This window comes from Lactococcus sp. dk101, from assembly GCF_009601055.1.
GTDB lineage: Bacteria > Bacillota > Bacilli > Lactobacillales > Streptococcaceae > Lactococcus.
Genome location: NZ_WITI01000011.1, coordinates 16,668 through 36,030, shown reverse-complemented (window position 1 = coordinate 36,030; position 19,363 = coordinate 16,668). Strand labels below are relative to the sequence as shown.

Genomic DNA, 19,363 nt, shown 5'->3' with positions numbered 1-19,363 from the left:
GTAATTTAATAATTACAGAATTTATTATATCAAATGTAGAGGAGATGTCAATAACACAGTCATGACAAAAAACAAAAAAATGGTATCTTATCTTATCTTATCTGCTTGATGACATTATTAAAATAAAAAGCCTGTGACAAAGAAAGCAAAAAAACGTATATAAAAGTATGATACAAAAAGAAGCCAAAAAAATGATTGAAAGAGCCGTAAAATCAGGCATTTATGACATTTATATCCATTATGAGAGAGAAGCCTATCAGGTTTATTTTAAGGGAATAGGCGTCAGAAGTTTGGAGAAAACTTATCCAGAAGCTGAAGGCCAGGCACTCATCACGCATTTTAAATTCATGGCAGGCATGAATGTGGGAGAAAAAAGGCGCACCCAGTTGGGCAGTTGTTGGTATGACACATCAGAAACTAAAAGACGGCTGCGGCTCTCTAGCGTTGGCGATTTCAATGGCGGCGAGTCACTTGTCATCCGGATTTTGCATGAGCAAAGTCAGGAGTTGAAGTTTTGGTTTGAGTCAGAAAAAGCACTTGATAAAGTGACGCTTTCGAGAGGATTACACCTTTTTGCAGGCCCTGTTGGTTCAGGAAAAACGTCAGTGATGTTTGATTTGGCGGCGCGCACCTTTGCTGGAGAGCAGATTTTGACCGTGGAAGACCCTGTTGAAATGGTCAATGCTCAATTTCTTCAGCTTCAAGTCAATGAAACGATTGGCAATGACTATGAGGAATTGATTAAATTATCATTAAGACATCGTCCAGATTTATTGATTGTAGGCGAAATACGAGATAGAAAAACAGCGCGTGCCGTTCTACAAGCGAGTTTAACAGGATTTACGGTTTTTTCGACCGTTCACGCGAAGTCAGTATCGGGTGTCCATTCACGTCTGTTGGAACTAGGCTTGTCGGCTTGGGAAATAGATAATGTCCTCCAAACCGTGGTATATCAGCGTTTAATCAAAGGAAAAGGAGTGCTTGAAATTGCCGAAAACAATTTTTCGTCTTGGGACGATGGAAAATGGAATGAAAAGATTGATGCGCTTGTTGCAGACGGACATCTCACAGCTCCTCAAGCTCAAAAAGAAAAAATTAAGTCTTGATAAGCAAGCTAAATTGATTCAACTGATGGGAAATCTCTTGTCAAATGGTTTTCATTTGGGCGAAGTAGTCGATTTTTTAGAACGTTCTCATTTGGTTGAAAAAACATTCGTTCAAAATATGAAAATGGGATTAAAGTCTGGTCAAAATCTAAGCTCTATCTTAGAAAAACTCAATTTTTCTCATTCTGTCCTCACACAAATTTCATTAGCTGAACAGCATGGAAATCTAGCAGGAACCTTGCAACTGATAGAAGTTAATGTGCGAAAGAAGTTGCAAATTCAACGAAAATTGATAGGAATTTTGATGTATCCCATCCTGTTGATTACTTTATTGATTGGAATTATGCTGGGATTGAAAAACTATTTATTGCCCCAAATTTCAGATGGTCAGGACAACTTGCTCACTCAAACCATCAGTCATTTGCCCAGCATATTTCTCCTCAGTTTGCTCTTTATTATCATTTTAAGTGGCTTAACTAAGTATTTTCTAAGAAAGAAAAAAGCAATTTTTAAAGTTTTACTCATGATAAAAATTCCTTTACTGTCAGAAGTCGTCAAGCTGTATTTAACAGGCTATTTCTCAAGAGAATGGGGAAATTTGATTGCTCAGGGCGTGGATTTACAAGAGATTTTTTATTTGATGAGCCAGCAGAAAAGTCCAATTTTTAGTGAAACAGGAGATTTGTTATTAAAAAAACTGAATTCTGGAACTTCATTTGGAAAATCTGTGAATCAAATGAGATTTTTCAAGCCAGAATTAGCATTGATGATTGAATATGGTGAACTCAAGGACAAATTAGGCCTCGAATTAGAAGTGTATGCGGAGGAGTGTTGGGAACAATTTTTCCTGAAAATTGAACGCGCAATCCAACTCATTCAACCCCTTGTTTTCATTTTTATCGCCTTAATGATTGTCCTTTTGTACGCCGGAATGCTGATGCCAATTTATTCAAATATGGGGCAAATGATGTGAGTATAATGAAATAAATTTTAAAAAAAGAGAATAAGGAAAGAAAAAATGAAAAAACAAACAGTTCGTGCATTTACCCTGATTGAAATGCTTGTTGTGCTTGCGATTATCAGTGTTTTGATTTTACTTTTTGTCCCAAATTTGATGAAAGAAAAGAAACAAGTTCAAAAAACTGGAGAAGCTGCTGTTGTAAAAGTCGTTGAAAATCAAGCAGAAATGTATAAATTGGAGCATTCAGAAAACGTTAGTCTTTCAGATTTGATTACTTCTGAAATGATTACCAAAAAACAGGCAGAAAGTTACGAGCATTATTATGCAGAAAATAAAAATGAGACTCGCAGCATCCCTAATTAAAGGATTTACATTGATAGAAGCCTTGCTGGTTTTGATGATTACAAGTTTTATTTTGCTTTATTTTTCGTCAGAGCTGACAAAAACGGTGAAATTTGTGCAAAACCAACTCTTTATTTTGACATTTGAAAATGCATATAAAGATACGCAGGCTGATGCCGGATTACTTGGTATTCCTACCAGTTTTTCATCAAAAAATAAGATTTTGATGAGTCGTTCTCAAAAAATTGATGTGCCAAATGAGATTTTAATTGATGATTTTAATATTATTTTTAATGAGAAAGGGGAGAATTCGAGTTTGTCTAAGATTAAAATAAGAATTCCCTCAGAAAATAAAACAATAACGTATCAATTGGAGATGGGAAGTGGAAAATATAAGAAAACAATCAGTTAAGGCATATCTCTTACTAGAAAGTCTGATTACAATGGCTTTGCTTTCAGTTTTGGTGACGGATGTTTTATCAGCACTGACAAAGAGTAAACAAGAAGACGAAGCAATCAATCGGCAGATAGAGGCGTACAATGTGGCACAAATGGCTTTACAGAGTAATCAAAATAAGCTGTCATTGAACGGTTCAGAAATTGAAATCGTAAAAAATGAACATGAGACAATCATTAAAAACAACGGAGAGGAATTGCTAAGATTTGAAGAAAAAGATTAGTGCATTCTCATTATTTGAAGCATTATTGGCTTTGCTCGTAATCTCCCAATCGGTACTTGTCATCATCGGACTGACAAAAATATTGAACCAGCAGATTGTGGCAAGTCGTCAAAATACAACAAAAGATTGGCAGATATTTTGCCAACAAATGCGTGCGGAACTGGGACAGGCAAAACTTGTTAAAGTAGAGCAAAACTATCTGTTTGTCAGCACTGACAAGGACTTACGCTATGGGCTAGTAGGCGAAGATTTCAGAAAAACGGACGCAAATGGGCGCGGTTATCAGCCGATGCTTTACGGAATTAAAAAGGTCGAAATGAGCCAGCAAGGACAAACGGTTAGTCTTGAGCTAAATTTTGATCAGGGAGGAAGACGAACATTTATTTACACATTTTTAGAAGCTACCGAGTAAAAGCGGGCGTTTTACTCTATGCGATGTTGATGGGGCTCATATTTTCCATGCTTTTACAGTTTGCCCTGCAATGCCAGCTCGCTTCAAAAAAGCAACTTTTAGAACGTAAAAACCACTTGATTGCAGAAATGATGGTGAATTTATCTCTTGATCAAGTGAGAGAAAATCATGGAACTTTTAACTTTTCCACTGGCACATTAGTTTACCAAAAGGATGCAACAGGTCTGGTTTTTGAAGCGCGCTTGAAAACGGGGGAAGTTGTCCGAATTAATAAATAAAAAAAGAATGGCAAATCGTTGACATTCATTTATTTTTTAGATATACTTAACCAGTAAACTAATTTTAAGAGGAGAAAAAATGAGTTTAGAACTTCAAATTGATCAGTTTTTAAGTCAAGTCACGCAATTTGCTGAGAATAAACATGAAATATTACTCGGAAAATGCGAGTCAGGTGTACAACTGACTAGCACACAAGAACATATTTTAATGTTACTAGAAACTGAAACATTGACGAATGCAAAAATCGCCGAACTATTGTCCATCTCCCCGGCCGCTGTTACTAAAGCCATCAAGAAATTGCAAGAACAAGGGTTGACAATCTCAAGCCGCTTGCAAGCAGATGAACGCGTTGTTTTGTGGAGTTTGACCCCCAAAGCTTTGCCGATAGCACAAGAACACGCACAACACCATGCTTCAACTTTAGAAGCTTACAAAAAATTGACTGAAAAATTTACCAGCGAAGACCAGGAAGTAATTCATCGCTTTCTGTCAGAGCTGACAGAGGTACTCGAATGAAAAAATGGCTCTTAATTCCAATCTTATCTGTCTTAGTTTTACTGACAGGTTGTCAAAAAACAGCATCTAAACCACAAATTATGACAACTTTTGAACCCATGTATGAATTTACAAAAGCAGTTGTAGGGGACAAAGTTGATGTGGCAATGATTGTACCAGCCAATCAAGAAGTACATGATTATGAACCTAGTGCAAAGCAAGTCGCTCAAATGACCGACGCTTCTGCCATTGTGTATAATTCAAATGACTTAGAAAAATGGGTGCCTTCTGTTAAGACATATGCGACAAAGATCGAAGCTGCAAGTGCCGTAGATCAGATTGCGGGAGACCCACATACTTGGATTAGTCCAAAGCAAGCTATCAAGGAAGTCAAATATATTCAAGAAGAACTAAGCAAAAAATTTCCAGAATATAAAACAGATTTCGCTAAAAATGCCGAGGCTTATCTCATAAAATTGGAAGCATTAGATGCCCAATTTGATACATTAAAAAATGCCAAACAAAAGACATTTATCACACAGCACGAAGCATTTTCATATTTAGCGCGTGATTATGATTTGAAAGAAATCGCGGTCACAGGTATTGACCCAGATATTGAACCTTCTGCGTCAGCACTGGCAAATTTGAAAAAGGAAATGGAAAAAGCAGGGCTGAAATCAGTCTATGTTGAAGAAAATGCCAACAGTAAAATCGCTGATACATTAGCTAAGTCGGCAGGAGCAGATACGCTGCTCATCAATACGGTTGAATCGCTTTCAGACGCCCAAAGAAAAGCAGGCGACGACTACATCAGCCTCATGCAAGAAAATTTAAAATCACTTCAAAAAACGATTAAATAATTTAAGGATATGTTAAGGGATTGGCACTATAATAAAGTCCTTCCTAAAAAAATCTTTTCATAAACTCCTTAAAGTTCTCGTTTAATATTTATTCGAGAACTTTTCTTTTTAATTTGTTAAAATAAAGAAACAATCAACCAAAAAGGAAGTAACATGCGCTACATTGACGTAGAAAATTTGACTTTTTACTATGATAAAGAGCCAGTATTAGAAAATATAAGCTACCATATCGACTCAGGTGAGTTCGTCACACTGACAGGCGAAAATGGTGCGGCCAAGTCAACTTTAATTAAAACAACACTCGGCGTCTTAAAACCCAAACATGGAAAAGTAACGATTTCTGCCAAAAATAGTTTTGGAGAAAAGCTCAGAATTGCTTATTTGCCACAGCAAGTTGCAAGTTTTAATGCAGGATTTCCAAGCTCTGTCGAAGAATTTGTGACGAGTGGACGTTATCCAAGACGAGGCTGGTTCAAAAAACTCAATGCGCATGATACAGAACATGTCAAATCAGCTCTTGAGTCAGTTGGCATGTGGGAATACAGAAACCATCGCCTTGGCGAGCTTTCTGGTGGACAAAAACAAAGAATCGCTATCGCAAGAATGTTTGCGAGCGATCCTGATTTGTTTGTTTTGGATGAACCAACGACTGGGATGGACGATGTTTCTTCGGCTGATTTTTATCAACTCATGCACCACGCGGCACACAAACATGGAAAAAGTGTGTTGATGGTCACGCACGATCCAGAAGAAGTCAAAGCATTTGCTGACCGTAACATTCATCTTTATAAAGATCAAAATGGAAAATTTGCTTGTTTCGATTTACACACGGATCGTGAACATATCGAGACAAAGGAGGCACAAAATGCTTGATATTCTCAGTTATGATTTTATGAGAAATGCCCTCCTTGCAGCAACTGCGATTTCGATTTTCTCACCACTTCTCGGTGTTTTTCTAGTACTTCGTCGGCAAAGTTTAATGTCTGATACCTTGTCGCACGTCTCTCTTGCAGGTGTTGCATTTGGTATTTTATTGAGTTGGGATCCAACCATTACCACATTGATTGTCGTAGTATTGGCTTCTGTTTTCTTGGAATATTTGCGAACAATCTATAAAAATTATATGGAAATTGCAACGGCCATTTTGATGTCGGCAGGGCTTGCAACGGCGCTTCTGGTTTTGAATTCTTCAAAAGGAGCAACCAATGTCAGCCTTGACCAATACTTATTTGGTTCGATTATTACCATCACAGTTCCACAAGTAATCATGCTCTTTGTTATGGCAATTTTTGTTTTGATTTGTTTTGCATTATTCCTTCGTCCCTTGTATGTTATGACTTTCGATGAAGACACGGCTTTCGTTGATGGCTTACCTGTTCGTCTCATTTCGATTTTATTCAATATCGTGACAGGAATTGCCATTGCCTTGATGATTCCCGCAGCAGGTGCCCTCTTAGTATCAGCCATCATGGTGCTTCCGGCATCTATTGGGATGCGCATCGGTAAATCATTCAAGTCAGTCTTGACTTGGTCAGTGATTATCAGCTTTATTGGGCTGAATGCAGGGATTATTGCTTCTTATTATCTAAATGCGCCAGCCTCAGCGGCCATTACTTTGATTTTAATTGTCCTCTTCTTGTTGACATCGGCGATCAAAAGTCTCACTCGGCGCTGATATTTCAATCCATTCATCTGTAAATGGATGTCTTAAACGGATTTGTCTAGCATGGAGCATCAAACGTGCTTCATACTTATCATTGCCATAAAGCAAATCACCAATAATCGGTCTTGTCAGCGATGACAGATGAACACGAATTTGATGTGTGCGGCCTGTGTCAAGGCTTAACTTGACGAGGCTGCTTTTTTTATAGGCTGTCAGCACTGACAAATGTGTAATTGCCTTTTTTCCCGTCTTACTCACCACTTGTTTGCGTTTGTCATGGCGGTCACGCCCGATGGGACGGTCAATGGTCATATTCTTTTGTGGAAAATGTCCACGCACAAGTGCCACATATTCCCGATGGATTTGATTGTCCTCAAACATCTTCCCAAGAATAGGAAGCACCAGCTGATTTTTTGCAAAGAGCACAAGCCCAGACGTTGCTTGGTCCAAGCGATGAACAACAAAAACGGGCTGGCCAATGGCTGCCGCAACGTGATTCTGTAAGGCAAGCTCATCTGCTTGGTTCGGATGAGTTTTCATGCCTTCAGGCTTACTGGCGATGACCAAATGCTCGTCTTCATACATGATATTGGCTTGGCTTTTGTCGCCAAATTCCACAGATAATTCATTGAAATCTTCTTTGTCAAAGCTGATTTTGATTTTGTCACCGCTGACAAGTAAAGTCTCATCACTGACCGTTTGACCATTCAGCAAAAAATGCTTTTTTTGACGTAAAAAATGGCGTTGCTTACGTGGAAGAAGCCATTTTTCTTCTAATAATTGCTTAACACTTTGTTCTTCAAAGTTTTTTGGTAAAATAAAGTTAAATTCCATGTCCATATTATATCACAAAGCGAAATTTGATAAAATAGTCGGATAAGATTTTTTAAGAGTAGTTATAAAAAAGTTAAAAAGCTATAATAGAACTATCAGTATAAAGAAAGTCATCGTGTTCATTTTTGTCTCATCAAAATGAATGCGACAGGACTTAAAATAAAGAGAAGCTAAGGAATAAAACAATGTCTGAAAATCAAAATTTTAGCCGTCGTTCTAAGGACTCGAAGCCCAAGAAAAAGAAGCTGATTAAAACAAAAAATACAGAAGAAAAAGAAGTTAATGAAGCAGAAGAGTTGCTTCCGGAAGGAAAATCAACTTTTTCAAAAATCATGCGTCCAATCAAGCGCTTCTGGAAAAGATATAATCTGACCAAGATTTTAATTATTTTGGTCTTATTGACCGTTGTAAGTATGGGCTCATACCTTTTTTATCTTGCCAAAACAGCAAATGTAAAGGTACTTGAGAGTTCCATTGCAGCGCAAACAGAAATTATTGATAAAAACGGTGCCGTTGCCGGTAAACTATACGGTCAAAAAGGAACAACTGTCGAATTAAGTCAGGTTTCTAAAAACATTAAAGATGCAGTTATTGCTACGGAAGATAGAACTTTTTATTCTAACCACGGAGTCAACGTCAGTCGTTTTACACTTGCTGTGCTGACTTTTGGTCGTTTCGGTGGTGGGTCAACCATTACGCAGCAACTGGCTAAAAATGCGTATTTAACACAAGCCCAAACCATTGACCGTAAAGCAAGAGAATTCTTCTTGGCACTTGAAATCAATAAGCATTACTCAAAAGATGCGATTTTGGCTATGTATCTTAACAATTCCTATTTTGGAAATGGAATATGGGGCATCGAAGATGCTTCTGAAAAATATTTCGGTGTTCATGCCAGTGAGGTCACAGTGGATGAAGCCGCGACTTTGGCAGGAATGCTCAAAGGGCCAGAAATCTACAATCCACTTTATCTCAAAGGGAAATATGCAACGAACCGTAGAGATACCGTCTTACAAAACATGGTCAATGCAGGCTATCTCAAGCAAGCCCAAGCGGATCAGTACATGAAAGTTGATCTACTTTCACAAGTCAAGGACAACTACAAATCCCCATCAACACAGTATCAATATCCAAGCTATTATAACGCCTTGATTTCTGAAGCAGAGAGCAAATACGGTCTGAGTCTTCAGGAAATCATGAATAATGGCTATAAGATATATACAGGAATGGATCAAAGTATGCAAACGGGACTTCAAAAGACCTACAGCAACTTGAGTTTGTTCCCTCAAGCTTCTGATGGTACCTATGCACAGTCTGCTTCAGTTGCCATAGATCCTAAAACAGGTGAAGTAGAAGCGCTGGTTGGAAATGTGGATACTTCCACATCAAATTCATTTACAGACTTCAACTATGCGACTATGGCTAAACGCTCGCCAGGTTCTGCAATCAAACCCTTAATTGTTTACACACCTGCGATTGAAGCGGGCTGGACAATCAATCGTATCGTCAATGACGTGCCAACTGATTTCGGAAATTGGTCTCCAACGGAAGCTAGCGGAACATGGGCAGGACAGGTGCCACTTTATCAGGCACTTGCAAATTCATATAATATACCTGCTATTTCAACTTATAAGACCATTGGCCCAGCAGTTGGAAATGCAAAAGGAAAAGAATTTGGCATTACAGTAAATACGACCAATCTGACCAATGCTTTAGGCTCTGGTATTGAGACAAATCCTTGGCAAATGGCACAAGCTTATCAAACTTTTGCCAATGGCGGCGTGATGAAATCCGCTCATCTCATCACAAAAATAGAAAATGCGGCAGGGCAAGTCATTAAAACGGCAGACGTTACTTCAAAACGTGTTGTCAGCAAGGCAACTGCCGATACAATGACCCAAATGATGCTCGGAACATTTAGTAATGGGTCTGCCTACAATGCAGCTCCAAAAAGTTACACCATGGCTGGTAAAACGGGAACCAACGAAAATGTTGACCAATGGGTTGTCGGCTACACACCAGATATTGTAATGGCACTTTGGGTTGGTTATTCTAATCCAAATGACACCCTCTACAAACTTTCCGGTACTTCCGAAGGACAAACGTCAGTTATTTTCAGGCAGGCGGCAAGCTATTTGCTTCCATATACTAAGGGGACAGCTTTCACCGTTCAAAATCCTTATGTAACAAACGGAATTTCTGCGAAAACACCATATTATACTTATCAAAGACAGTTACAAGATAATATTGTGGCACAAGAGCAAGCTCAAGCAAATACAACAGGAAATACCCCTACAACGAGCAGCAGTAGCAGTTCAAGTACAACAAAATCATCAAGTAATGTGCTTGATAAAACAGTTAAAAGTATTCAAGATGGAGCAAGCTCTGTCTGGAATTCAATTAGTAATTTATTTAAGAATTAGCAACAGTAACAATATTGAAAAAATATGCTAAAATAAAAGCAAACATGCAATGAACGAAGCCAAATTGCAGGAGTTTGTCAGGAATTAGAAAGATTTAATTTAGAAGGAAGAAAAATTAGGAAATGAAGCGTTACATCACAGGCTTTAATGGATTAAGAACACTCGGGGTAGTGGCAGTTATTCTATACCATTTATTTCCCGCGACCATAAAAGGAGGATTTCTAGGGGTTGTTTTATTCTTTGTGCTTTCGGGGTATTTGGTAACCAATTCCCTCCAAAGAGAGTATGAAAAGACACAATCAATCAACATATTTAAATTTTTAGGGAAGCGAATGAAGCGGATTTATCCGACTTTAATTGCCATGTTCTTTATTGTGACGCCCTATTTATTCTTCTTTCAAAAAAACTTGCTACAAGGGCTGCGCTCAGAGTTCTTCTCAAGCTTGTTTTCAATACAAAACTGGTGGCAAATCCAACAGGGAAATTCATATTTCACTGACATCACGGGTGCTTCACCTTTTAAACACATTTATTATCTGTCTATTGAAGGTCAATTCTTCATCGTTTGGTCAATCCTTTTCCTCCTTTTATTGAAATTTGTTAAAAATAAAGGAATAATATTTATTGTCAGTTCAGTGATTTCGTTTATTTCAGTATTGCTGATGGCAATCTTATATGTGCCTGGAAGTGACCCAACGCGCGTTTATTATGGAACAGACACACGTTTGTTTAGTTTGATGATGGGGGCAAGTCTAGCCATCATTTGGCCAATGAATAAACTGTCCAAAAAGGTCAATCAAAAAGGAAGACAAGTTGGCTTATATGCAACGATAGTAACAACGGCCATTTTAATCCTTGCTTATCTGTTTATGCCTGCCGAGAGTAATTTTGTTTACTATGGTGGTATGTGGTTGATAAGTTTTGTAACCATGATTTTAATTGCTTTAATCGCTCATCCAGCACTTCCTGCAAATAAAATCTTCAGTAATAAATTTTTTGATTATATTGGAAGTCGGTCTTTGGGAATATACATCTGGCAACTGCCAGTCTTTGCCCTCTCTGAAGCGAAATTATTAGAGCCAACAGCATGGTACAATATTCTTTGGCAACTTGCTTTGATTGGTATCCTTTCAGAGCTCTCTTACCGCTTTGTTGAGCTACCAGCACAGCATTTTGATTATTCCAATATCATGGACATTGTTCATAAGTTTATAACGGGCGGAAACTGGAAAACACGAAAGAAAATAATTCAGTCTGCTTGTATTCTAGTGGTTGTTGCCATTTTGAGTATGATTGTATTTTCTCCAGCTTCTGCGCGTGACCAAGAAATTTTGCAAAATAAAATCTTAGCTCAACAAGAAGCCTTGATTAAAGAGCAAAAGCAACAAGCCAATGCCAATGTTAGTTTGCCACTTAAAACAGTGGCGACAAAATATAGCGTGGAGCCAGTCATTGCTGAGGAAATGAGCAAGAAGCCGATTTTAGCAATCGGGGACTCGGTTATGGTTGCTGCATCAAGTAATCTTAAAGAAATGTTTCCAAAGATGATGATTAACGCAACAATCGGTGAGCAAGCAGCCACAGGTGCTACGTATTTGGAAAGCCAAAAGAACAATTTGAAAAACTATGATGCGATTTTGGTTGGTTTGGGGACAAATGGAACACTAACGTATGGTGGCACAAATTATATTGACAAGATGATGAGTCTGGCAGAAGGTAAGCCCGTTTATTGGATCAATATTCAAGCGCCAAACAAACCTTGGGTTTCACCAAATAATAAACAACTGGCAGAAGCTGCTAAGAAATACAGTAACTTAACGATTATTGACTGGAATAAGGCTTCAAACAATCAAAAGAGTTGGTTTTATAGTGATTTGATTCACCCACAAAATGAAGGGGCGATTCATTATACAAGTTTAGTGGCTAAGGCAATGGCCAAATAAAAAAGCACAATAAAGCAGAAAATACAAGAAATCATTTATCGTTTTCTTGCGAATTTTCTATTTTTTTGATAGAATGGAGAGCAGATATGATTAAAAAAGCAGGATTAGCATGTACAGAGTGCGGTTCAAGAAACTACACTTTGAATTTGTCAGGCAATGCAAAAGAAAAACGAATTGAAGTTAAAAAGTTTTGCAAAACTTGCGGCAAACATACATTGCATAAAGAAACACGATAATAAGAATTAGACGATAGGTCTAAAAGACAGGATAGCATATGAATTTTATCAAGGGTATCATTGAAGAAATGAAATTAACAACTTGGCCAACGCGCAAACAATCTGTTCGCGACTTTTTCCAAGTCATTGAGTACACAGTATTCTTTTTGGTGTTTATTATGATTTTCGACTGGATCAGCAAAAACGGAATTACAACGGCTGTAAATCACTTGTTGCCACTCTTTTTTAAATAAGAATTTAAAATTGGAGAGTGAGCGGATAATTTTCTCTATTCGTTTTAATTAAAACGTAGAAAAGTTATTCCAATCGCTTAAAAATATGTTATAATAAAGAAGTTGAGGGGGAACCCCTTTTTCTTTTTAAAATAAAGTGAAAATAAGAATAAAAAATAGAGGTATTTAAAAATGGACGAAAATTCAACAGTTAATTTGGACCAAGGCTGGTTCGTTATCCAAACTTATTCTGGATACGAAAAGAAAGTAAAGGAAGATTTGTTGGATCGTGCTCAACTTTACAACATGTCTGATAACATTTTGCGTGTTGAAATCCCAACAGAAACAATCCGTACCGAAGTAAACGGAAAAATGAAAGATGTTGAGGAAAATCTTTTCCCGGGATACATTTTGGTTGAAATGAACATGACTGACGAAGCTTGGTTTATCGTTCGTAACACACCAAACGTTACTGGTTTCGTTGGTTCTCACGGGAACAGATCAAAACCAACACCACTTTTCGAAGAAGAAATCAATGAAATTTTGGTTGGTATGGGACAAATGGTTCGCGAAGTGGACTTTGAAGTTTTTGTTGGCAAACGTGTCCGTATTGTTGACGGTGCATTTTCAGGATTTGAAGCACCAATTACAGCCATCAACGGTGATAAATTGACTTTGATTGTTGATATGTTTGGTCGTGAAACACCAGTTGAACTTGACATGCACCAAATTGAAGAAATCACTGAATAAAATAACTAACGAATTAAATAAAAGGGTTGCCTAAAATATGCAGCCCTTTTTTGTTATAATGACATTAAGAAGAAATGCAGAGGTTGTCTACGTGAAAAATAATAAGGAAATCATTAAATTTGCTTTTCCAGCCATGGTTGAAAACTTTTTACAGATGTTGGTCGGCTTGAGCGATACGTTTTTGGTGACTCGAATTAGTCTTTCTGCCGTCGCGGCCGTTTCCTTATCAAACAACATTATTGCTGTTTATCAAGCCTTGTTTATTGCCATTGGGACGATTGTTGCTAGTCTTTATTCGCGGCGTTTGGTTGACGGAAGTAAAGAAAGTCGTCAGAAAATTGTTGACTCAGGATTGAAATTAACAGGAATTGTCGGTCTTGTCTTAGGTCTGGTTTCACTTTTTCTGGGCTCTTTTCTGGTCAACCTTTTCGGCGCAAGAGGAGAAGTTTTGACACTTTCCTATGATTATCTGGCTTTGGTAGGTGGAACAATCATCTTGCTTGGTTTAATGACAACTTTTGGGAGCTTTTTGCGCGCACATGGAGACTCAACCACACCGATGCTTGCAAGTTTACTGGTCAATGTTGTTAATTTGCTTTTGGCGGCCGTTTTTATCTTTGTTTTTCATTGGGGTGTGATTGGTGCAGCGCTTGGTACGGTGATTGCTCGCTTATTAGGAACTATTTATCTTTATCAGAAGATAAAGGAAGAACGTCCCAGCCGTCAGTTCTGGCGGCTGAAATTGGACAAGGAACTGGTCAGAATGACCTTTCCGGCGGCAGGTGAGCGGTTGTCAATGAGACTTGGTGATTTGTTGATTATGATGTTGGTCATCAGCTTTGGCGAAAAAGTATTTGCAGGAAATGCGATTGGCGAAAGTATCACCCAGTTTAATTATATGCCCATGTTTGGAATTGCGACAGTTACAGTCGTTCTAATTGCACAAGAATTTGGTAAGCATGATTTTGAGAATATTAAACGCTATATTCGAAAGACAATGTTGCTGTCAGTACTGATGATGGCTGTTATTGGTGGTGTTATTTTGGCATTTGCGCATCAGTTGAGCCAGATGTTTACGTCAGATGCTGTCGCTATCCAAAGTAGCGATACGGTGATTTTATTTTCTTTTATTGCCATCTTTTTTGTGACGGGAGCAAATATTTACACAGCCGCATTTCAAGGGATTGGTAATGCCAAACTGCCGTTTTATGCGACAACATTTGGCATGCTTGTGGTTAGGACACTTTTTGGCTTATTCTTTGGCCATTTTCTTGGCTTGGGGCTAGAGGGCGTCTGGTTTGGCGTGATATTGGATAATCTTTTCCGTTTCCTCTTCCTTAGATATAAGTTCAAGCAAGTGAGTACCATATAAAAAAATCTGTCAGAGCTGACAGATTTTTTTTATTTTATTTGTTCGTTGGCTTTTAGTAAGTCACGAATTTCGCGAAGGGTTTGAAGTTCTTCGTTGATTTTTTCTTCTTTAATTTCGTCTTCTTCTTTTTTAGTTGGGAAAAGTTTGTTGATTGTTTTGATAATCAAGAACAAGACAAAGGCAACAATGATGAAGTTGATGACGTCGTTCAAAAAGGCACCATAACTAAATTTTGCTTTTCCAATCGTGAATTCCATGTGGGCGAGCGCACCACTACTTGTGAATAAACCGATGAATGGGTTGAAAATGTTGTTGACAAGTGATGTCACAAGTCCAGTAAAAGCAGTACCTATGATAACACCGACTGCCAAGTCAAGCACGTTTCCGCGCAAGATAAATTCTTTAAATTCCTTAATCATAAAAACCTCCAAATAATATAAATATGATAAATCAATTATATCAAATGAAAGCTGTGAAATAAATTTTGACTGACTGAAAAAAAGAGACCCTGAAGGTCTCTTTTGATTGGTTTATTCTTCAATGGTTTTTGCACGGCGCGTTTCATTGATGAAGTCTTGGTAAAATGAAGTTAAACCTTCATTGTCGCGTAAGTCTTCTAAGTCAAGGTGCAAACGATAACGCCAGTAATGATAGGTATGTTCAGGATTGTTAATGCGTTCGTCAGAAGGATTATCGACACGCAATTCGCTCGTCATGTCAATCCAATCTTGAATTGGAATAATGGCAAGCATAGCTTTCGTGTTCAGGTTGCGACGGACAATTTCTTGAACGATTTCAGGTTCAGCGAACTGAGGTGCTTCGCCAATCCAATGCATGACATCATTGTAATAACGTTGCGTGAAGTCGCGGTCTTCTTCCCACCACATTCTCAGCGGTGTGGTATCGTGTGAAGAAGTTGTCACGACTGACAGATACGGCGTGTAAACTAAGTCGCTGACAAAATCGCCATCAGCAGGCATACGTTCGATAATCAAACGAAGGATTTGCAAATTCCACATGACATTTGGCACATTGTCAGGAACCATGCCGAGATCTTCGCCGCACGCAAGCATTTCAGTTGCTCCCTTGATGGCAGGCAGTTTTTTATAGGCCTGTTCTTCCCAGAAACCATAGTTTCTTCCATAGAAGTAATCATTGTAAAGGCGTTCGAGATTATTTCTAAACTCATCGCCGAGTTCACGGAAAGAAGAAGTTTCGAGCATCTTAATCCGTGGGTGATACATGTATTCGTTTTGGTGGTCGCGAACGAAAAGAACATTTTCATGCAAACGATAAAGCCCTTCAATTTGCCAATCTGGCGTATCTGCTAATGCTTCGACCTTGCGTTGTGTATTGACAAATGCTTTAAGGCGATAATTGCCATTTCCAACATAATCCAAGAATTGACTGATGATATAGTCGCGATTGTCACGTCCGAAATTTTCGTCAATGACCCAGTCCTTGATAAACGGTTCAAGGAAACGTTCAACTCCCCACCAACGGAAAGGAATGCCATAGTTTTCAATTTCCCAATCAGGCATGGCAAGCGCTGGTGAAAAATGACCAAGCAAACCGCGAACAGCAGTGGCTGGAATTTCCCAAATGCGGAAGAAACCTAAAATGTGGTCGAGGCGGTAGGCATCAAAATATTCAGCCATGCTCTTCATGCGACGTGTCCACCAATCAAAGCCGTCTTCAGCCATCTTGTCCCAGTTGTACGTTGGAAATTCCCAGTTTTGTCCAACGGCAGAAAATGGGTCAGGTGGGGCTCCAGCTTGCATATCCATATTAAAGAGGTCTGGATTTGCCCAAGCGTCAGCAGATTTACGGTCAACACCGACAGAAATATCACTTTGACAGCAACGCCGAGTGCATGACAAAACTCAACGGCTTCTTTTAATTGTTGATGAAGTAAAAATTGGACGAACATCTGCAGATTGATTTGTTCAGCGAGTTTAGGGTCGCTAGTCAGCTCTGACCAAATGCTTTCAGAATATTGAACGAAATGTTCTCCCCAAAGGTTGCTGTCAGCACTGACAAATTTGTCCCGTAAGACGCAAAAGGCTGCGTATGCTTTCAACCATGCTTGGTTTTCGTCAAAGAATTCCTTAAAGTCATCACTTTCTATAGTAGATTTGCCGATTTTTTTGTAAATTGCTCCTGCAAATTTCCATTTTGAAGCCAGCGTTTGTTCATAATCAACTTGAGTTAAAGCGTTAAGTTCAGCCTGTTCAGTTGCAAATTTCTTTTGCATACTGTCTGAAAGTTGGTTGATAAATGGTGCCAAGTCAAGATAGATTGGGTGCAAGGCGAAAACAGACACCGCACGATAAGGAGAAGAATCCTTCCAATTCATGAAAATCGTAGTGTCATTGACGGGGAGCAGTTGAATAATATCCATGCCGGAGCGTTGAACGAACTCAGCAAGAATTTTCAAATCAGAAAACTGGCCAATACCGAAGTCATGTTCAGTTCTCAAAGAAAAGATAGGAACGGCCACGCCTGTGTGATAGGGCTTGTCGCCATGTGGTCGAATCACGAAGTTTGTATCCATTGAATTTGCCTCAAATTTTTAGTCTGTAAAAATAAAACGTTATCATTTTATGTAATAAATATATTATAAACTTTTTCAATTAAATGTGCAATAAGAAAATGCAATCGCTTGCATAAAAAGTTAAAGTGTCTATTCGAAGCCTCTTGAAAAACTTTTAAAAAACAAGGAAAAGTTCTTGACAGACCGTTTATATTCTGTTAAAATTGATAGGTGCTGTTAAAAAACAGTATGTAGCAATGAAGCGAGAGGTTGCGACACACCCGAAGGTATTGCCATACCAACCGTGTCGGTTTTCTCGCAGAGCTAGCCTATTATTAAACAATAGACGAGGAGAACAAATGGCAACTAAAAAAATTCGCATTCGTTTGAAAGCTTATGAACACCGTATCCTTGATGCAGCAGCAGAAAAGATCGTTGAAACAGCTAAACGTACAAATGCAGAAGTAAGTGGACCAATTCCACTTCCAACAGATCGCAGTGTCTACACAGTTATTCGTGCAACACACAAATACAAAGACAGCCGCGAACAATTCGAAATGCGCACTCACAAGCGTTTGATCGACATCATCAACCCAACACAAAAAACTGTTGACTCATTGATGAAACTTGATCTTCCAAGTGGTGTAAATATCGAAATCAAACTCTAATTAAGAAAGGTAATTCTCATGTCAAAAGGAATCTTAGGGAAAAAAGTGGGAATGACTCAAATCTTCACTGAAAACGGCGAACTTATCCCCGTTACAGTGATCGAAGCGACTCCTAACACAGTACTTCAAGTTAAAACTGTTGAAACAGACGGTTATGAAGCAACTCAAGTTGGTTTCGATACACTTCGTGAAGTTTTGACTAACAAACCTGCCAAAGGTCATGCAGCAAAAGCAAATACGACTCCTAAGCGCTTCGTTCGTGAATTCAAAGGACTCGAAGGCGCTGAAGTAGGAGCTGAAATCACTGTTGATACATTCACAGCTGGAGAAGTCGTTGATGTTACCGGAACTTCTAAAGGTAAAGGTTTCACAGGCGTTATCAAACGTTGGGGACAATCACGTGGTCCTATGGCTCACGGTTCTCGTTACCACCGTCGTCCAGGTTCAATGGGACCTGTTGCGGCTAACCGCGTACCAAAAGGCAAACGTCTTTCAGGTCGCGCTGGTAACCAACGTGTAACTGTACAAAACTTGGTAATCGCACAAGTGCTTCCTGAACAAAACGTTATCCTTGTAAAAGGTAATGTACCAGGTGCTAAGAAATCATTGATTGTTGTTAAATCAGCAGTTAAAGCTAAATAAGAAGGAAAGGAGATAGATAATCTATAATGGCTAAAGTATCATTATTCAAACAAGATGGAACACAAGCTGGCGAAGTTGAATTGAACGACGCAGTATTTGGTATCGAACCAAATGAAGCAGTTGTCTTCGACGTTGTACTTTCACAACGTGCTAGCCTCCGTCAAGGAACACACATGCACAAGAACCGCTCTGCAGTTCGTGGTGGTGGTAAAAAACCTTTCCGTCAAAAAGGAACAGGTCGTGCTCGTCAAGGGTCTACTCGTGCGCCTCAATGGCGTGGTGGTGGTACCGTATTCGGTCCAACTCCATCTGACTATTCATACAAACTTCCACAAAAAGTTCGTCGCTTGGCTCTTAAATCAGTTTACTCAGCTAAAGTTGCTGAAGAAAAACTCATTGCAGTTGACGCTTTGAACTTTGACGCTCCAAAAACTAGTGCATTCGCAAAAGTGATTGAAGCGCTCTCTATCGAACGTAAAGTTCTTGTTATTCTCCCTAACGAAGGAAATGAATTCGCAGCTCTTTCAGCTCGTAACCTTTCTAACGTAAAAGTTGCAACAGCAAACACTACAAGCGTTCTTGATGTCGTATCAGCTGACAAACTTCTCGTTGTAGAATCAGCTCTTTCACAAATTGAGGAGGTTCTTGCATAATGTCACTCTATGATGTAATCCGTAAACCAATTATTACTGAAGCTTCTATGCAAGCAATGGATCAAAAGAAATATACTTTTGAAGTTGCTGCTGGCGCTCACAAACTCCTTATCAAACAAGCTATCGAAGCTGCCTTTGAAGGTGTAAAAGTAGAAACTGTAAACACAATCAACGTTAAGCCAAAAGCTAAACGCGTTGGTCGTTACACAGGTACTAAATCTGGTTACAAAAAAGCAATCGTTACTCTTACTGCTGACTCTAAGAGCATCGATATCTTCGGCGAAGACGCTGAATAAGAA

At 38.8% G+C, this 19,363-nt stretch carries 23 protein-coding genes and 1 pseudogene; 21 read left to right on the top strand and 3 right to left on the bottom strand.

The features are described from left to right. Positions 1-167 precede the first annotated feature (167 nt). The 11 genes from comGA (at position 168) to GHI45_RS08430 (ending at position 6,810) form a co-directional block, all read left to right on the top strand. Positions 168-1,106, top strand: coding sequence for a competence type IV pilus ATPase ComGA (comGA, locus tag GHI45_RS08480; protein ID WP_147780292.1), 939 nt, complete (start codon positions 168-170; stop codon positions 1,104-1,106). Beyond that, the gene (comGB, locus tag GHI45_RS08475) at positions 1,030-2,079 is read left to right on the top strand and encodes a competence type IV pilus assembly protein ComGB (protein ID WP_228386056.1); all 1,050 of its coding nucleotides are present in this window, start codon (positions 1,030-1,032) and stop codon (positions 2,077-2,079) included. Before comGA ends, comGB begins: the two co-directional genes overlap by 77 nt. Positions 2,080-2,124: 45 nt before the next feature. Further along, positions 2,125-2,430, top strand: coding sequence for a competence type IV pilus major pilin ComGC (comGC, locus tag GHI45_RS08470; protein WP_147780293.1), 306 nt, complete (start codon positions 2,125-2,127; stop codon positions 2,428-2,430). After that, positions 2,405-2,821, top strand: coding sequence for a competence type IV pilus minor pilin ComGD (gene comGD / locus GHI45_RS08465; protein ID WP_228386055.1), 417 nt, complete (start codon positions 2,405-2,407; stop codon positions 2,819-2,821). Before comGC ends, comGD begins: the two co-directional genes overlap by 26 nt. Next, the gene (comGE, locus tag GHI45_RS08460) at positions 2,793-3,089 is read left to right on the top strand and encodes a competence type IV pilus minor pilin ComGE (protein WP_147780295.1); all 297 of its coding nucleotides are present in this window, start codon (positions 2,793-2,795) and stop codon (positions 3,087-3,089) included. Before comGD ends, comGE begins: the two co-directional genes overlap by 29 nt. Then, positions 3,073-3,501 carry a competence type IV pilus minor pilin ComGF gene (gene comGF / locus GHI45_RS08455; RefSeq protein ID WP_147780296.1) on the top strand — a complete coding sequence of 143 codons (429 nt, stop codon included), beginning with the start codon at positions 3,073-3,075 and terminating at the stop codon, positions 3,499-3,501. Before comGE ends, comGF begins: the two co-directional genes overlap by 17 nt. 23 nt (positions 3,502-3,524) lie before the next feature. Next, positions 3,525-3,779 (top strand): competence type IV pilus minor pilin ComGG, encoded by a 255-nt coding sequence (gene comGG, locus GHI45_RS08450; protein ID WP_153497429.1) that lies wholly within the window; start codon positions 3,525-3,527, stop codon positions 3,777-3,779. Between the two features lie 79 nt (positions 3,780-3,858). Next, complete coding sequence (locus tag GHI45_RS08445; protein ID WP_147780298.1) at positions 3,859-4,296, top strand: zinc-dependent MarR family transcriptional regulator; 438 nt, start codon at positions 3,859-3,861, stop codon at positions 4,294-4,296. Further along, positions 4,293-5,135 carry a metal ABC transporter solute-binding protein, Zn/Mn family gene (locus GHI45_RS08440; protein WP_147780299.1) on the top strand — a complete coding sequence of 281 codons (843 nt, stop codon included), beginning with the start codon at positions 4,293-4,295 and terminating at the stop codon, positions 5,133-5,135. The genes GHI45_RS08445 and GHI45_RS08440 overlap by 4 nt, the downstream gene beginning before the upstream one ends. A gap of 153 nt (positions 5,136-5,288) precedes the next feature. Next, positions 5,289-6,008 (top strand): metal ABC transporter ATP-binding protein, encoded by a 720-nt coding sequence (locus GHI45_RS08435; RefSeq protein WP_147780300.1) that lies wholly within the window; start codon positions 5,289-5,291, stop codon positions 6,006-6,008. Next, positions 6,001-6,810, top strand: a complete 810-nt coding sequence (locus GHI45_RS08430; RefSeq protein ID WP_147780301.1) for a metal ABC transporter permease — start codon at positions 6,001-6,003, stop codon at positions 6,808-6,810. Before GHI45_RS08435 ends, GHI45_RS08430 begins: the two co-directional genes overlap by 8 nt. Here GHI45_RS08430 and GHI45_RS08425 read toward each other — a convergent pair. Then, positions 6,757-7,632: an RluA family pseudouridine synthase gene (locus GHI45_RS08425; protein WP_147780302.1), complete on the bottom strand. Its 876-nt coding sequence runs from the start codon at positions 7,630-7,632 to the stop codon at positions 6,757-6,759. The two genes, GHI45_RS08430 and GHI45_RS08425, sit on opposite strands and share 54 nt — an antisense overlap. A gap of 185 nt (positions 7,633-7,817) precedes the next feature. Between GHI45_RS08425 and GHI45_RS08420 the strand changes: the two genes are divergently transcribed. From GHI45_RS08420 to GHI45_RS08395, 6 genes are all read left to right on the top strand, one after another. Beyond that, positions 7,818-10,055 carry a PBP1A family penicillin-binding protein gene (locus tag GHI45_RS08420; RefSeq protein ID WP_147780303.1) on the top strand — a complete coding sequence of 746 codons (2,238 nt, stop codon included), beginning with the start codon at positions 7,818-7,820 and terminating at the stop codon, positions 10,053-10,055. A gap of 122 nt (positions 10,056-10,177) precedes the next feature. Further along, a complete protein-coding gene (locus GHI45_RS08415) occupies positions 10,178-11,998 on the top strand; it encodes an acyltransferase family protein (protein WP_147780304.1) in 1,821 nt (606 codons plus the stop codon). Positions 11,999-12,084: 86 nt separating this feature from the next. Then, the gene (gene rpmG / locus GHI45_RS08410; protein ID WP_147780305.1) at positions 12,085-12,234 is read left to right on the top strand and encodes a 50S ribosomal protein L33; all 150 of its coding nucleotides are present in this window, start codon (positions 12,085-12,087) and stop codon (positions 12,232-12,234) included. Positions 12,235-12,272: 38 nt separating this feature from the next. After that, positions 12,273-12,467, top strand: coding sequence for a preprotein translocase subunit SecE (gene secE, locus GHI45_RS08405; RefSeq protein ID WP_147780306.1), 195 nt, complete (start codon positions 12,273-12,275; stop codon positions 12,465-12,467). A 171-nt stretch (positions 12,468-12,638) separates the two neighbouring features. Continuing rightward, positions 12,639-13,196, top strand: a complete 558-nt coding sequence (gene nusG, locus GHI45_RS08400; RefSeq protein WP_147780307.1) for a transcription termination/antitermination protein NusG — start codon at positions 12,639-12,641, stop codon at positions 13,194-13,196. 91 nt (positions 13,197-13,287) lie between these two features. After that, positions 13,288-14,568 (top strand): MATE family efflux transporter, encoded by a 1,281-nt coding sequence (locus GHI45_RS08395; RefSeq protein ID WP_147780308.1) that lies wholly within the window; start codon positions 13,288-13,290, stop codon positions 14,566-14,568. A 29-nt stretch (positions 14,569-14,597) separates the two neighbouring features. Here GHI45_RS08395 and mscL read toward each other — a convergent pair whose 3' ends face one another. Together mscL and GHI45_RS08385 are read right to left on the bottom strand one after the other, a co-directional pair. Further along, positions 14,598-14,987, bottom strand: a complete 390-nt coding sequence (gene mscL / locus GHI45_RS08390; protein WP_147780309.1) for a large-conductance mechanosensitive channel protein MscL — start codon at positions 14,985-14,987, stop codon at positions 14,598-14,600. Between the two features lie 111 nt (positions 14,988-15,098). After that, positions 15,099-17,122, bottom strand: a pseudogene (locus tag GHI45_RS08385) (4-alpha-glucanotransferase). A 338-nt stretch (positions 17,123-17,460) separates the two neighbouring features. On the opposite strand from GHI45_RS08385, the gene rpsJ reads away from it, so the two are divergent. From rpsJ to GHI45_RS08365, 4 genes are read left to right on the top strand one after another with little or no spacing between them, the layout of a single operon-like run. Next, a complete protein-coding gene (gene rpsJ / locus GHI45_RS08380; protein ID WP_147780310.1) occupies positions 17,461-17,769 on the top strand; it encodes a 30S ribosomal protein S10 in 309 nt (102 codons plus the stop codon). Positions 17,770-17,787: 18 nt separating this feature from the next. Beyond that, positions 17,788-18,411 carry a 50S ribosomal protein L3 gene (gene rplC / locus GHI45_RS08375; RefSeq protein WP_147780311.1) on the top strand — a complete coding sequence of 208 codons (624 nt, stop codon included), beginning with the start codon at positions 17,788-17,790 and terminating at the stop codon, positions 18,409-18,411. Positions 18,412-18,437: 26 nt separating this feature from the next. Then, positions 18,438-19,064, top strand: coding sequence for a 50S ribosomal protein L4 (rplD, locus tag GHI45_RS08370; RefSeq protein WP_147780312.1), 627 nt, complete (start codon positions 18,438-18,440; stop codon positions 19,062-19,064). Beyond that, positions 19,064-19,360 (top strand): 50S ribosomal protein L23, encoded by a 297-nt coding sequence (locus tag GHI45_RS08365; protein ID WP_147780313.1) that lies wholly within the window; start codon positions 19,064-19,066, stop codon positions 19,358-19,360. Before rplD ends, GHI45_RS08365 begins: the two co-directional genes overlap by 1 nt. The last annotated feature ends 3 nt before the right edge of the window (positions 19,361-19,363 follow it).